Raw genomic sequence first — 12974 nt, 5'->3', positions numbered from 1 at the left:
GGCGGAAGGCTCATCCCTTCCGTTGATCAGATTTAACTTATCTGTCATATTTACTTTATCGGTTGTATTTTCTGTCACAGGTCCGTATCTTTTAATAGAGAAGACGATGTTTTTATGTGGAAGGACTTCCTTTTCCAGAGTGCTGATATTGAATCACTGGAACCTGAATTGCCACAATTTAAATATGATGAATTATTATCAAGTAGTAGTCAATTCGCTCTATTGAAAAATATATCAAAAGATATGTTTTATTCCATAAAGTTGTGAACGCGCGCATACGAAAAAAATCACACGGAAGGTGTTTTATACCTATAATTTGTCTACGTTATAACCATCAGGAGAATCGTTATGTCAGGAATAATCGATATAAGTAACATTATATACAGTTACATACCGGTTGCAATCATCCTTGTTGTGGCACTTTTGATGCCTCCTCTGACCATGTTCCTTGTCAAGACATTAAGTCCAAGGAGCAGAGGGGTCTCAAAATACGACACCTACGAGGCTGGTTCCGTTCCTATCGGAGATGCAAGGATACAGTTCAATGTCGAATATTATCTTTATGCCATTGCTTTTGTGCTATTCGATATAGAAGTACTGTTCCTCTATCCGTGGGCCATGGTATTCCAGGGTCACGGGATCACTGAGATAGCAACCGTTGAAATGCTGATCTTTATCTTTGTTGTATTGTTTGGTTACGTGTACCTGTTAAAGAAGGAGGCTCTTAAGTGGCAGTAGAGCAAACTGATTACGAGGAGATCCCCGGCGTCATAATGACCGACAGCAATGCTATCAGTGACTTCCTGAAAAAGACAAAGGTCCAGGATGTTCTCAACTGGGGCAGAAAGAACTCTCTGTGGTTCACTGTGAACGCAATGGGATGCTGCGGTGTGGAACTGCTTTCCACCGGCATGGCACACTATGATACGGACCGCTTCGGGATCATTCCAAGGAACTCTCCCAGGCATGCGGACGTGCTTATCATCAGTGGATATGTTACGAAGAAGTACCTGCCTGCATTGAAGAGGATATGGGAACAGATGCCTTCACCAAAGTGGGTCATAGCCTTCGGCGACTGTGCGATCAGCGGCGGTCCTTTCTATGAATCCTACAGCACCCACCAGAATGTGGATGAGATATTCCCTGTGGATGTTTTTGTCCCGGGCTGTCCTCCAAGGTGTGAAGCACTTATCCAGGGATTCTTTGAGCTGCAGAAAAAGATCGAAGCCAAACAGGACAGGGGTACGGAGTATTGAGGTGACTTAAATGGATGCTAATACTATGATAGATTCACTTTCCACCCAGTTCCCGGACGCAATTTATGATACGAAGGTAGGATCCAAGATAAGGATCTTTGCGAAAGTGAAGCCAGAGAACGTAAAGGATGTATGTAAGTATCTCAAGGAAAACCTGTCCTTCGGGCACCTGTGCTGTGAGTTCGGTGTTGATTATCCGGGCAGGAACGAGATAGAGGTCGTGTACGTAATCGGTTCATACGACCACCCTGTAGTACTCACTCTTAAGGCTCTTCTTCCAAGGGATAATCCTGAGATCGAGTCTGTTGTGTCTGTATACTGGAATGCGAACTGGTATGAGAGAGAGACATACGAACTGCTTGGTGTGAAGTACCTTAACCATCCGGACCTGCGGCCGCTTGTTCTCCCGGAAGATATGCTCGGGGAATGGCCTCTCAGGAAGGACTATAAAGGCTTCCCCAACAAGACCGCTAAAAACCTGGTGTGAGGATTTATTATGCTGGACGAAAAAGTAGGACCTTCTGAAATGATAGTGCACCTCGGACCACAGCACCCCATGATGCCGGGGCCTTTCAGGCTGAATGCAAAACTGAGGGGTGAGACCGTTGTGGACTCCGAGGTCGAGATGGGCTGGATCCATAAAGGGATCGAGAAGATACTTGAGAGCAAGACATACCTGCAGGGCATAACCATCGTGGACAGGATATGCTACCTTGCAGCGCTGACCAACGAGGAGGCATACGTGGGCTGCGTTGAGAAACTAGCGGGCATAGAAGTGCCTGAGAGGGCGCAGTACATCCGCGTGATCATGGAAGAGCTTTCCAGGATACAGAGCCACCTGCTGGGCATGGGTGAATATGCATCCTTCGTGGGCTTTGTGAGCATGTTCATGTACACTATCAGGGACAGGGAAGATGTGATGAGCCTTATGGACTCTGTCACCGGGGCTCGTATAACACATAGTTTCCTGCGCTTTGGCGGTGTGAAGGATGACCTGCCCGAAGGGTTCAAGGATGACGTAAAATATGTCTTTGGTAACCTCAGAAAGGCCATTAATACTTATGAGGAGCTGTTCAGTTCCGATGAGATCTACAGGTCAAGGACCGTGGGCATCGGCGTGCTGACCCCCGAAGTGGCAAAGGACATCGGGGTTTCCGGGCCGCCTTTGAGGGCAACGGGAGTTGCTTTCGATATCCGCCGGGATGAGCCTTACCTTGCCTATCCTGACCTGGACTTCAAGGTCTGCACCCGCAAAGAGGGCGACGTGTACGCAAGAGTGCAGGTTCGTCTTGACGAGATGCGCGAAAGCATGTATATTATAGAGCAGTGTCTGGACCAGATACCGCAGGGACCTCTGTTCCCCGAAGGAACACCCTACGGACGCAGGAGCCCTATTATGAGAGTGCCTGCAGGAGAGGTGTTCCACCGCGTTGAGGACCCAAGAGGTGAAATGGGATTCTATATGGTATCCGATGGTTCTGACAAGCCTTACCGCGTGAAGATCAGAGGTCCTGTATATCCCACATTGCAGGGACTGCCTCCTCTCATCAAGGGTGTAAGAGTTGCTGATATTGTAGCAATTGCCGGAAGTATGGACACATGTACCAGTGAGGTTGACAGGTGATAAAATGGAATTGCCGGAAATCCTATTCAATCCTCTTGTAAGAGGTATCCTCGGTATCTGCCTCATGAGTGCCATATTCCTTGGTGCGATGGCAGCCGTATGGTTCGAGCGTAAGCTTTCTGCAGATATCCAGCAGAGATACGGGCCGATGAGGACAGGTCCTCACGGACTGCTCCAGCTGGTGGCAGATGCGATCAAGCTGTTCACGAAAGAGGACATCATACCCAAGAACGCTGACCGCTTACTGTTCGTCGCAGCACCTATCATGATGATGGGTTCAGTTTTCCTTATGCTTGTTGCTATTCCTTTTGGTGCCATTATCATCAACGGCGATACTTACCCCATAGCTGCCACCGACATGGACATCAGCATCCTGTACATAGAAGCCGTGTCAGCTGTTTCGATCATCGGTATCTTCATGGTGGCATACAGTGCCAACAATAAGTATTCCCTTCTTGGTGCCTTCAGGAACTTTGCACGTATGATCGGATATGAAGTTCCTCTGGGTCTTACTATCGTCAGTGTCGCCATCATGGCAGGTTCACTGAACATTGTGGAAATTGCACAGGCTCAGAGCCCGCTGTGGTTCATTTTCAAGCAACCTATCGGATTTATCGTGTTCTTCATTGCGCTTATGGCTGATATGGGACGTCTCCCCTTCGACCAGAACGAGTCTGAGGAAGAACTGATCGCAGGATGGATCACCGAATATACGGGTATGAGGTTCGGTCTCGGTTTCTTCGCAGAATACATCCACCTGATCCTGGGTTCAATGCTCGTTGTGCTGCTTTTCCTTGGTGGCTGGAACCTGCCTGCTGTACTGACATCCAACAATATACTCGGAATAGTCCTGCCAACGGTCTTCTTCCTGCTGAAGGTGGTCCTGGTGATGCTGTTCATTATCATGCTCAGGTGGTCCGTCCCAAGATTCAGGATAGACCAGGTAGTGGACATCAGCTGGAAAAAGCTCCTCCCCTTAGCCCTCCTTAACCTTGGCTGGGTAATCGCACTGGGTCTGCTGGGGTGATAAAAAATGGTTATCAAGAATGTAATAAGAGCTGTCAAGAACATCTATTTCGGTCCCTCGGTAACCAGGATGTGTCCCGAAGTGCCCACAAGGCTCTCGGACAGGTTCAGAGGGTTGCAGAAGCTTGATAAGAGCAAATGTATCGGCTGCGGGATCTGTGCCAACACCTGCCCAAACAATGCTATCAAGATAGTGAAGGCCAGGGTCAGTCCCACCAGCGACAAGAAGAGATGGTTCCCTTCAATAGATATCGGCCACTGCCTTTTCTGTGGCCTGTGTATAGACCAGTGCCCTCATGAGGCATTGTCGAGCAGCAAGGTTTACCTTACAGGTATAATCCGCTATGATCACTGTGATCTCCTCTTCACACCCGATATGCTGGCTAGAGAGGTTGACATCCGTGCTGAGAAAGAGGCAGGCAAGGAGGTGAGCAGATGGACACCTCAATAGGCACATTACTGCAGCTGGCTGTCTTTATAATCATGGCTCTTGCATCCATCATGTTCGCACTGTTCGTAGTGACGGCAAAGGACGTTGTAAGGGCAGCACTGTCACTGGTATTCACAATGTTCGTAGTCGCAGGCCTATACGTCCTGCTGAACGCACAGTTCCTGGGTGTCGTCCAGGTGCTGGTTTACATAGGAGCTATCGGAGTACTGATACTGTTCGCCGTCATGCTCACGAAAAAGGAGTTTGGTTCAGATGCTGAATAAACAGTTTACCATAATGCAGATCATCACCTCTGTATACAGGTTCTTCAGACCGCGTATACTGGGAATGGTCATTGCGCTTCTGTTCCTAGCTATTGTACTGGTATCGGTCATCGGGACCAGCTGGCCTGCGATCGACCAGTTGCCACAGAACCTTGATGACCAGAGTAACATCAAGGGTATCGGGCTTCTGATATTCACGGAGTTCGTAGTGCCCTTCGAGATACTCTCCATCGTGCTGCTCTCAGCAATGGTGGGCGCTATCTATATCGCAAAAGGGGAGGCAGGCAGATGATACCTGTTGAACTTTATATAGGACTTGCTGCTGTCATATTCACAATAGGCCTTTTCGGCTTCATGACACAGCGTAACGGAGTCAGGATGCTGATGTGCGTGGAGCTTATGTTGAACTCCGCAAACATCAACCTTGTTGCCTTCTCAAGCTACCACGGGAACCTTACAGGGCAGGTATTCACCCTGTACGTTATCGCACTGGCTGCTGCAGAGGCTGCAATAGGGTTTGCCATACTGATGTCCATCTTCAGAATGAAGGATATGATCGATCTTGATAAAATAAATGTACTGAGGTGGTAAAAAATGGCAGTAGGCGATTATGCGTTCCTAATACCACTCTTACCCGCACTGGCCTTTGTGCTTACATTCTTCCTCGGGAAGAAACTGCCAAACGGCGGTGCAATAATACCTATTATAGCAATTGCTACATCGTTCGTTATCTCCCTATTGATCACACTGGGCCTGCTCCGGAATCCCGAGCAGGTCATCAACCAGTCAGTCAGCTGGTTTGCAATGCTCAACCTGGGAATACTTGTGGACCCGCTTGCTGCGGTGATGCTGACAATGGTGACATTCGTCAGTTTGCTGATCCACATCTACTCCACAGGCTACATGTCACATGACAGGGCCCAGTACAGGTACTTTGCAGAGACTGCACTGTTCACTGCTTCAATGCTGAGCCTCATCATCTCAGACAACATCCTGCAGCTCTTCATCTCATGGGAGCTTGTGGGCCTGTGCTCATACCTGCTCATCGGGTTCTGGTACCAGAAGCCTGCAGCAGCAAGTGCAGCAAAGAAGGCTTTCCTGACCACCAGGATTGGTGACGTGATGTTCCTTGCAGGTATTGTTGTACTGTTCGCAGACCTGTTCAGGCTGTATAACGGCGCAATCCCTGACGGTGTATTCATACTGAAGTTCGATCAGATCTTCGCCCAGATACCGCAGCTTACTGCAATGAGCACACCGGTCCTTGGTTTCCAGGTCAACCACCTTACCCTGATAACATTGCTGTTCTTCGGTGGTGCGGTTGGTAAGTCAGGCCAGTTCCCGCTGCATGTGTGGCTTCCGGATGCAATGGAAGGTCCGACAACGGTTTCCGCTCTCATCCATGCGGCAACGATGGTTACAGCCGGTGTCTACCTGGTGGCAAGGACATTCCCGATGTTCATAGCAGCCCCTGACTCACTCATGGCGGTAGCCTACCTTGGTGCATTCACAGCGATCTTCGCAGCAACCATGGGTATCGTGATGAACGACCTCAAGCGTGTGCTTGCATATTCCACCATCAGCCAGCTCGGTTACATGATGCTGGGGCTTGGTGTGGGTGCAGCCATAGGCGCTGAGGCGGTCGGCATCTCAATGTTCCATCTCATCAACCACGCATTCTTCAAGGCCCTGCTCTTCCTGTGTGCAGGCAGTGTGATCCACGCAGTCGGCACCCACGACATGAGGCAGCTCGGCGGTGTTGCAAAGGTGATGCCGATAACGGCAGCCACTATGATCATCGCAGCCCTGGCGCTTGCAGGTATCGGTATACCGGGCACCTCCATCGGGTTCAGCGGTTTCATCAGCAAGGACGCGATCATAGAGGCGGCATACCTCTTCGGTGAGAATGGCGGAGGATGGTTCCCATACGTGCTTTCAATTGCAGCAGCCCTGCTGACATCCATCTATATCTTCAGGCTAATCTTCATGACATTCTTCGGCAAGCCACGCACTGCCTACGGTGGACATGAAGCCCATGCATCCATGACGATCCCACTCTCCATACTTGCAGTCCTTGCTTTGGTCTTCGGTGCACTTACAGTGGAAAGGTTCAACGGGTTCGTCAGTGAGACCTTCGTTAATAACTTCGTCCACATGGACATCCACGCACTTGCAGAGCTGGGAGGGTACCACCTTGCAGCACACGCAGGTGAGGAGCCTCTCCTGATACTTTGGATGCCTGTCATCGTAGGAGTTGCAGGCCTGCTCATAGCCTATCTTGTATACGGCATGAGGGTCGTTAACATGGATAAGCTGGTCTCAAGGAACAATCCCGTATACAAGCTTCTCTACAACAGGTACTACCAGAATGCTATCCTCACTAACTTCCTTTCAATAAAGGTAGTCTACGAGGGTCTTGCGTTTGCAGGCCGTGCCGTTGACAGGGGCTTTGACTGGACAGTGGACTGGATCGGCAACATTTCCCTCGATACGGGAGATGCCCTGCGCCATTTCCAGACGGGCGTTGTACAGAACTACGCAATGATCGTAATTACAGGAGTAAGCCTCCTGGTAATATTAATAGCAGTTGTCAGGGAGGTACTCTGATGTTATTATCAATGATAGTGCTGATACCTCTGATATTCGCAGTATTGACACTACTCACAAGAACAAGAGCACAGGCAAGGGCGCTTGCACTGGTTTCCAGTGTGGCTGTCCTGCTGCTCACAATATACACGTACTTCATGTTCGACAGTACGTCAGCCGCAACTCAGTTTGAGGAAATGTACACATGGGTCCCCACCCTTGGCATATCTTACAACCTGGGTATCGATGGGATATCACTTCCGTTGATACTCCTCAATGCAATAGTCATACCGCTCCTCATTCTGTTCACATGGAATGACGAAAAGCATGCACCCAACAGGTTCTACTCACTGATACTGATCACCCAGGGTGCCGTACTTGGTGTGTTCTGCGCACTGGACTTCTTCCTGTTCTATGTATTCTGGGAACTGACCCTCATACCGCTCTTCTTCATGGTGAGCATGTGGGGTGGTCCGAAGAAGCACTACGCATCCATCAAGTTCTTCATATACACCCACGTGGCATCCCTCGTAATGCTGCTGGGCATATTCGGCCTGTACTTTGCAGCCTGGAGCAACACCGGAACCCCGAGCCTTAACATTCCGTACCTGCTTTCCCAGTTCCAGTTCGTGGGATCAGGAATGACAAGGGATCTCATATTCCTTGCACTGCTGTTCGGTTTCATAGTCAAGCTGCCGGTGTTCCCGTTCCACTCCTGGCTCCCTGATGCGTATACCGAGGCACCTACCGCAGGCAGCGTGCTCTTCGTATTGCTTAAGATCGGAGGATACGGCATATTCAAGATAATGCTCCCGCTGCTTCCATTCACTGCATCACCCAACCTGATGATCACTATAATGGGAGCTCTCGGTGCGGTCAGTGTTCTCTACGGTGCTTTCCTTGCCCTCGCGCAGCAGGACATGAAGAGAATGGTTGCATACTCAAGCCTGAGCCACATGGGTTACGTAACCCTCGGTGCAGCAGGCCTTGTATCACTCTCAGTGTCAGGCGCTATGTTCCAGCAGTTCTCCCACGGACTGATCATGAGCATAATGTTCATGGCATGCGGTGTCATCAATAACGCCACAGGCACCAGGATAATGAACGAGCTTGGAGGCCTTGCACAGAGAATGCCCAAGCTGGCCGTCATCATGGTGCTGGCATTCATGGCCTCATTGGGACTTCCGGGACTTACAGGCTTTATCGCCGAGTTCTCCGTCCTTTCAGGCAGCTTCGTGAACCTGCAGGGTTACGTTGTGATCGCACTGATGGCAATAGTCATAACCGGAGCATATCACCTGTGGGCTCTCCAGAGGTCGATGTTTGGCGTATACAAAGAGAAACTGGGCAACGTTGTCGATATCAATGGCTACCAGACCTTCGCAATGGGTCTCATTGCCATCCTGATAGTATACTTCGGACTCAATCCAAGCCCGGTGCTTGATATGATGTTGACGAATTCAGAATATCTGGTCGGCCTTATGGCCGGCATGGGGGTGTGAGACATGGATCTGATGCTCTTCGCACCTGAAATAACGATGGTTGTCACAGGCTTGGCTGTATTGCTCATAGGCCTGTTCCTTCCGGTTGAATCCAAGAAAGTGCTGGGATACCTTGCAAGCCTCGGCATCCTTATAGCACTATACTTCACAGTGGCAAGCCTTGGAACAAACGCACTGGCCTTCTATGACACTTTATCCGTTGACGCGCTCTCGCAGTTCTTCAAGATAGTGTTCCTTGTAGTGGCCCTGCTCTTTTCCATAGCAGCCGTCAAGTACACTGAAGGCAGCAAGAATACCGAGGAGTTCTATGTACTGGCTATCTTTGCCACCATCGGAATGATGTTCGTGGCATCTGCCAACGACCTCATGGTGCTCTTCGTGGCATTCGAGCTTGCAAGTATATCCACATATGCGCTCTCCGGATTCGAGAAGAACAACGCGCAGTCCCTTGAGGCATCAATAAAGTACTTCCTTATAGGTTCCCTCTCGGCTGCACTGATGCTCTTCGGTATAACCTTCCTCTACGGTGTAACCGGGACAACCAGCATCCCTGGCATCGCAGCCGGCGCAGCAGCACTCGCAGCAAGTCCTATCGGGATTCTGGCCGTGGTGCTCCTTATCGCAGGTTTCGGCTTCAAGATAGCCCTTGTGCCCTTCCACATGTGGGCACCTGACACCTACCAGGGTTCACCTTCACTCGTCTCCTCCCTGCTTGCAGCGGGCTCCAAGAAGATGGGTATCGTGGCAGCTTTCAAGGTGTTCATTGTCGCCCTGATAGCCCTTAAGGTAGAGTGGCAGATCGCATTCGCGATCCTTGCTGTGATAACCATGACCGTAGGTAACGCAGCAGCCCTCTCCCAGACAAGCGTGAAGAGAATGCTCGCATACTCCTCCCTTGCACAGGCAGGCTACATCACAATGGCATTCGTGGTCCTGACACCAATGGCACTTGGCGGTGGCATACTCTATGCTCTCTCCCATGGCTTCATGAAGGCCGGAGCTTTCATAGTAACAGCTGCAGTCGTCTACATGGTGCTTTCAGAGAACAAGGATGCACAGAACCCGGACCATATTGATAACTTCAGGGGTCTTGGCAGAAGGATGCCGATCACTGCGCTCTCCATGACGGTCTTCGTTTTTGCGCTGGCAGGCATACCGCTCACAGCAGGTTACATGAGCAAGTTCGTACTGTTCTCCTCGACCATCCAGGCAGGATTCGCGTGGCTTGCAGTCATCGCCATACTTAACAGTGCCCTTTCTCTGTACTACTATGCCAAGATAGTGAAGTATATGTACTTCCTGCCCACCGAAGGAAAAAAGGTATCAGAGCCTCTCCCATACACCCTCGCCCTTGTTGTGGCTGTTGCCGGTGTGCTTGCGATAGGCTTCTGGCCCGAGCCCTTCATCTACTGGGCAATGGAAGCTGCAAAAGTATTGCTTGCAGGAGGAATGTAAATGGCAGATTGCGATCTTTGCGGAATAGCCCTTCCGACACTTGTACCTGTAAAGGTGTACAAACCAAAGTACGCCCACTCCTATCCGCAGGGCATGTGGCAGGGACTTTGCGAACTATGTGTCAGTGCAGCGATAAGGACAAAAGAGGAGCAGACCAGGACCGGTTCATGCGGTACTGCCGGCACATGCCAGCTCTGCAGCTCCATCGAGCGTCTCTATGGCGTGCACATCAGCAGGCCGTCCTTCTCCCAGGGCGAGGAGAAGGACACTGTCTATCTCTGTAGCAGGTGCCTTAATTCCATATCTGATGCCAAAGGAGAATGGGACCGCGACAAGGCTGAGCACTCGCACGAGCACATAACACGCGGACACACAGTCCACTAAACAGATATGAGACCGGCGTCATGCCGGTTTCGGCTTTTTTTCTTATCCTTCATGCCGGAAACCATGGAAAACACGTCTGTGGCACTGTCGGTGATATTTGTTTCCATCGGAGCGTTCTTTATACTCATCGGATACTTGGTCCGGGTAAAAAAGGAAATGGGATTAATAGCTGGTTTTAATGTGGAAAATGCAAAGGACAGGCATGGCCTGTCAAGACCCATAGGCGCCTTCATGATAACCGCAGGCATTCTGTCAATAATGATAGCTCTCTGAATGCATTTTATGGATATCAGGTATGCGATCTGGCTCTTTATACTGGTTGTCCTGTGCGGTTCCCTTATCACAGATGCACTGTCCAGGAAGTATTGAGCAGGGTATCCGGAAAAGTGTAATTCCCGGCTGAGCCCCGGTCCCCTTCGAAAGAGGAAATCCTGCCGGAGAAGGGCAGCATTATCATGAACAGGGAAATAGGGGTCAGATTAAAAAGAGATCAGATTAAAACAGGTATTACATAATCCTGGAATGATAACAGGATTATGTATTTTCTTAATAGGAAACATCCAGATTACTTCCAGGACTATTGCCTTTTCCAGCTCTCCATATCCCTGTCTATCTTCTCAATATCCTCATTGATCCTTTCAGGCATCTCTGCTTCCCTGCGTTCACCAAAGACTTTCCGGATATCTGCCGGACTTTCGTATTGTCTGTCAGGGATGTCCTGCAGGTCAGAAACTATGTTCTCCGAGGCGTTGTGACTTCTTGCATAGTCGAGAATATCCTTTTTTGATCTGGGATATTCCATTCCTAATAGTGCTTCCTGTATTGCGGTTGCATTACTTCTCAAATTTCACTCCCCCTGTATAGGAATTGCCATTTAATATTATGTGAGGTGCCATATAAATAAATACTTAAATTAGATTTGCAAGAAAAAATAATGCAGATTGCATAAATCTGCTGTCCGGCCTTTGCTCTTTGCAAACCTCACCACAATAAGTTCAAACAATCCTACTACTGACCGATCTACCTTGTTCCCCTTTCATCCCTTGAATGGCCCTCGTTCTCTTTGACAGATTCCCTTACTGCCCCTGACTGCCTGCCTTCCTCGAACTCATTTCTTATTTCAAGCGGATTATCATATATCCTGTCCGAGATCTCCTGCAGGTCTGCCATCATATCCTCCGAGAGATTGTGGCTCTTAGCATAGTCCAGGATCTCTTCTTTCCTTTTGGGATAGTTCATATTTTCCAGTGCTGCCTGTATAGCAGCTGCATTGCTTCTCATTATTCTCCTCCCCGATTCTAAGGGTATTCCTTTCAAACCCCATGAATCCTATGTTATAGTGCATATAAATAATGCGTGAATGGGCTTTAACAACTCACATTCGATGAAATCGGGATATCATTTATTAGTCCTCTTTTTTCAGGATATGATCCATTTTATCGGAGAGTTCTTGTATGTCTCTATGCAATTCATATATCTCGCCGGATTGTGATTCCTTGTCCTTTCCCACAAGGATGCTTGCAAGTGCTGCAGTTATATACCCGAAAATGGCAAAAGCATATAATGCCAGCAGGAAAGTCAGTATGCGTCCTTCACTGGTGACAGGCCAGTACTGACTGCCTATTGTCGTCATGATCATGCTGGTCCACCAGAGGGCATCTCCATAGGAGTCAAAGTGCGGATACTCAAAACTGTACATGCCTGCTGCGCCAAGCAGGGTTATGATAGTTGTAAGGGCCATCACGTAGCCAAGCCCTCTTCTTTTCATGGTGTTCCTTACCACCCTCAGGCTGCGGTTGAAGGATGAGAGCAGCCGGGCAAGATTAAAAGATTTGCCTACCCGGACAGCTTTTACGATCCGTGATGCCCGGAACAGTCTGAGAATACGCAACGGAGGCAACAATAATGATAATGCCACCAGCCAGTTGGCCTTTAAATAAACCCTGCGATGGGGAGCAATGTACAGCTCTATGATAAAATCAATTACAAATACCGCCCATATAACAGTGCTCAAAGTTTGCAGAAAAGCGGGAAGACCGTAAAGCAGGTCCATTATAATAAGAACCAGCCAGACCATGGACAGGAATATAAGAGGAGTGTCCAATGTTTCATTGATCTCGGAAAGTATGTGTTCTCTTTCCCTGTTCGATTGTTCTTTATCCATATAAAGTTCCCGATCTTTCAGGAATGCGGGCTGCTGCAGATCATGCCGGAAAGGGCTTTCTGTCAGATGTGAGTTGACGGCGTGAAAATAGCGCGATCAAACATCACTCTGATTTTCATTGTACATGCTGACATAAATAAATAACTTAAAAGTCTTGCAAGGGTATCATCAGGAAAGGTCCGATGGAATGAGCAGGCTGTTTCTAAATAAAATCAATATGTAGGATGTGTTCTTTCTTCAGTTCTCGTATTTCGCAATACTTA

Annotated in this window: 17 protein-coding genes; 14 read left to right on the top strand and 3 right to left on the bottom strand. The window is 49.0% G+C overall.

Annotated features, from left to right (window positions below):
- The first annotated feature begins 348 nt into the window (after positions 1-348).
- From fpoA to PV02_RS07795, 14 genes are all read left to right on the top strand, one after another.
- Positions 349-738, top strand: coding sequence for a F420H2 dehydrogenase subunit FpoA (gene fpoA, locus PV02_RS07860; protein WP_256622825.1), 390 nt, complete (start codon positions 349-351; stop codon positions 736-738).
- Positions 739-773: 35 nt separating this feature from the next.
- Positions 774-1256: an NADH-quinone oxidoreductase subunit B gene (locus tag PV02_RS07855; protein WP_256623078.1), complete on the top strand. Its 483-nt coding sequence runs from the start codon at positions 774-776 to the stop codon at positions 1254-1256.
- A 10-nt stretch (positions 1257-1266) separates the two neighbouring features.
- Positions 1267-1743 carry a F420H2 dehydrogenase subunit FpoC gene (gene fpoC, locus PV02_RS07850; RefSeq protein ID WP_256622824.1) on the top strand — a complete coding sequence of 159 codons (477 nt, stop codon included), beginning with the start codon at positions 1267-1269 and terminating at the stop codon, positions 1741-1743.
- 12 nt (positions 1744-1755) lie between these two features.
- Positions 1756-2880: a F420H2 dehydrogenase subunit FpoD gene (fpoD, locus tag PV02_RS07845; protein WP_256623077.1), complete on the top strand. Its 1125-nt coding sequence runs from the start codon at positions 1756-1758 to the stop codon at positions 2878-2880.
- Positions 2881-2884: 4 nt separating this feature from the next.
- A complete protein-coding gene (fpoH, locus tag PV02_RS07840) occupies positions 2885-3907 on the top strand; it encodes a F420H2 dehydrogenase subunit FpoH (RefSeq protein ID WP_256622823.1) in 1023 nt (340 codons plus the stop codon).
- A 6-nt stretch (positions 3908-3913) separates the two neighbouring features.
- Positions 3914-4357: a F420H2 dehydrogenase subunit FpoI gene (fpoI, locus tag PV02_RS07835; protein ID WP_256622822.1), complete on the top strand. Its 444-nt coding sequence runs from the start codon at positions 3914-3916 to the stop codon at positions 4355-4357.
- Positions 4342-4620, top strand: a complete 279-nt coding sequence (locus tag PV02_RS07830) for an NADH-quinone oxidoreductase subunit J (RefSeq protein ID WP_256622821.1) — start codon at positions 4342-4344, stop codon at positions 4618-4620. Before fpoI ends, PV02_RS07830 begins: the two co-directional genes overlap by 16 nt.
- Positions 4610-4912: a F420H2 dehydrogenase subunit FpoJ gene (fpoJ, locus tag PV02_RS07825; RefSeq protein WP_256622820.1), complete on the top strand. Its 303-nt coding sequence runs from the start codon at positions 4610-4612 to the stop codon at positions 4910-4912. Before PV02_RS07830 ends, fpoJ begins: the two co-directional genes overlap by 11 nt.
- Positions 4909-5211, top strand: a complete 303-nt coding sequence (gene fpoK, locus PV02_RS07820) for a F420H2 dehydrogenase subunit FpoK (RefSeq protein WP_256622819.1) — start codon at positions 4909-4911, stop codon at positions 5209-5211. The genes fpoJ and fpoK overlap by 4 nt, the downstream gene beginning before the upstream one ends.
- A gap of 3 nt (positions 5212-5214) precedes the next feature.
- Positions 5215-7227 (top strand): F420H2 dehydrogenase subunit FpoL, encoded by a 2013-nt coding sequence (gene fpoL, locus PV02_RS07815; protein WP_256622818.1) that lies wholly within the window; start codon positions 5215-5217, stop codon positions 7225-7227.
- The gene (gene fpoM / locus PV02_RS07810) at positions 7227-8708 is read left to right on the top strand and encodes a F(420)H(2) dehydrogenase subunit M (RefSeq protein ID WP_256622817.1); all 1482 of its coding nucleotides are present in this window, start codon (positions 7227-7229) and stop codon (positions 8706-8708) included. The genes fpoL and fpoM overlap by 1 nt, the downstream gene beginning before the upstream one ends.
- Before the next feature lie 3 nt (positions 8709-8711).
- Positions 8712-10163: a F(420)H(2) dehydrogenase subunit N gene (fpoN, locus tag PV02_RS07805; RefSeq protein WP_256622816.1), complete on the top strand. Its 1452-nt coding sequence runs from the start codon at positions 8712-8714 to the stop codon at positions 10161-10163.
- A complete protein-coding gene (gene fpoO, locus PV02_RS07800; protein ID WP_256622815.1) occupies positions 10164-10547 on the top strand; it encodes a F420H2 dehydrogenase subunit FpoO in 384 nt (127 codons plus the stop codon).
- A gap of 63 nt (positions 10548-10610) precedes the next feature.
- Positions 10611-10820: a DUF3784 domain-containing protein gene (locus PV02_RS07795; protein WP_256622814.1), complete on the top strand. Its 210-nt coding sequence runs from the start codon at positions 10611-10613 to the stop codon at positions 10818-10820.
- Between the two features lie 304 nt (positions 10821-11124).
- On the opposite strand, the gene PV02_RS07790 is transcribed toward PV02_RS07795, so the two are convergent.
- The 3 genes from PV02_RS07790 to PV02_RS07780 form a co-directional block, all read right to left on the bottom strand.
- Positions 11125-11391 (bottom strand): DUF2795 domain-containing protein, encoded by a 267-nt coding sequence (locus PV02_RS07790; protein ID WP_256622813.1) that lies wholly within the window; start codon positions 11389-11391, stop codon positions 11125-11127.
- Positions 11392-11567: 176 nt separating this feature from the next.
- Complete coding sequence (locus PV02_RS07785) at positions 11568-11828, bottom strand: DUF2795 domain-containing protein (protein WP_256622812.1); 261 nt, start codon at positions 11826-11828, stop codon at positions 11568-11570.
- Positions 11829-11952: 124 nt separating this feature from the next.
- Complete coding sequence (locus PV02_RS07780; RefSeq protein WP_256622811.1) at positions 11953-12711, bottom strand: potassium channel family protein; 759 nt, start codon at positions 12709-12711, stop codon at positions 11953-11955.
- Between the last annotated feature and the right edge of the window lie 263 nt (positions 12712-12974).

It is taken from the genome of Methanolobus chelungpuianus (genome assembly GCF_024500045.1).
Lineage (GTDB): Archaea > Halobacteriota > Methanosarcinia > Methanosarcinales > Methanosarcinaceae > Methanolobus > Methanolobus chelungpuianus.
This window is presented reverse-complemented; position numbering and strand designations above follow the sequence as displayed.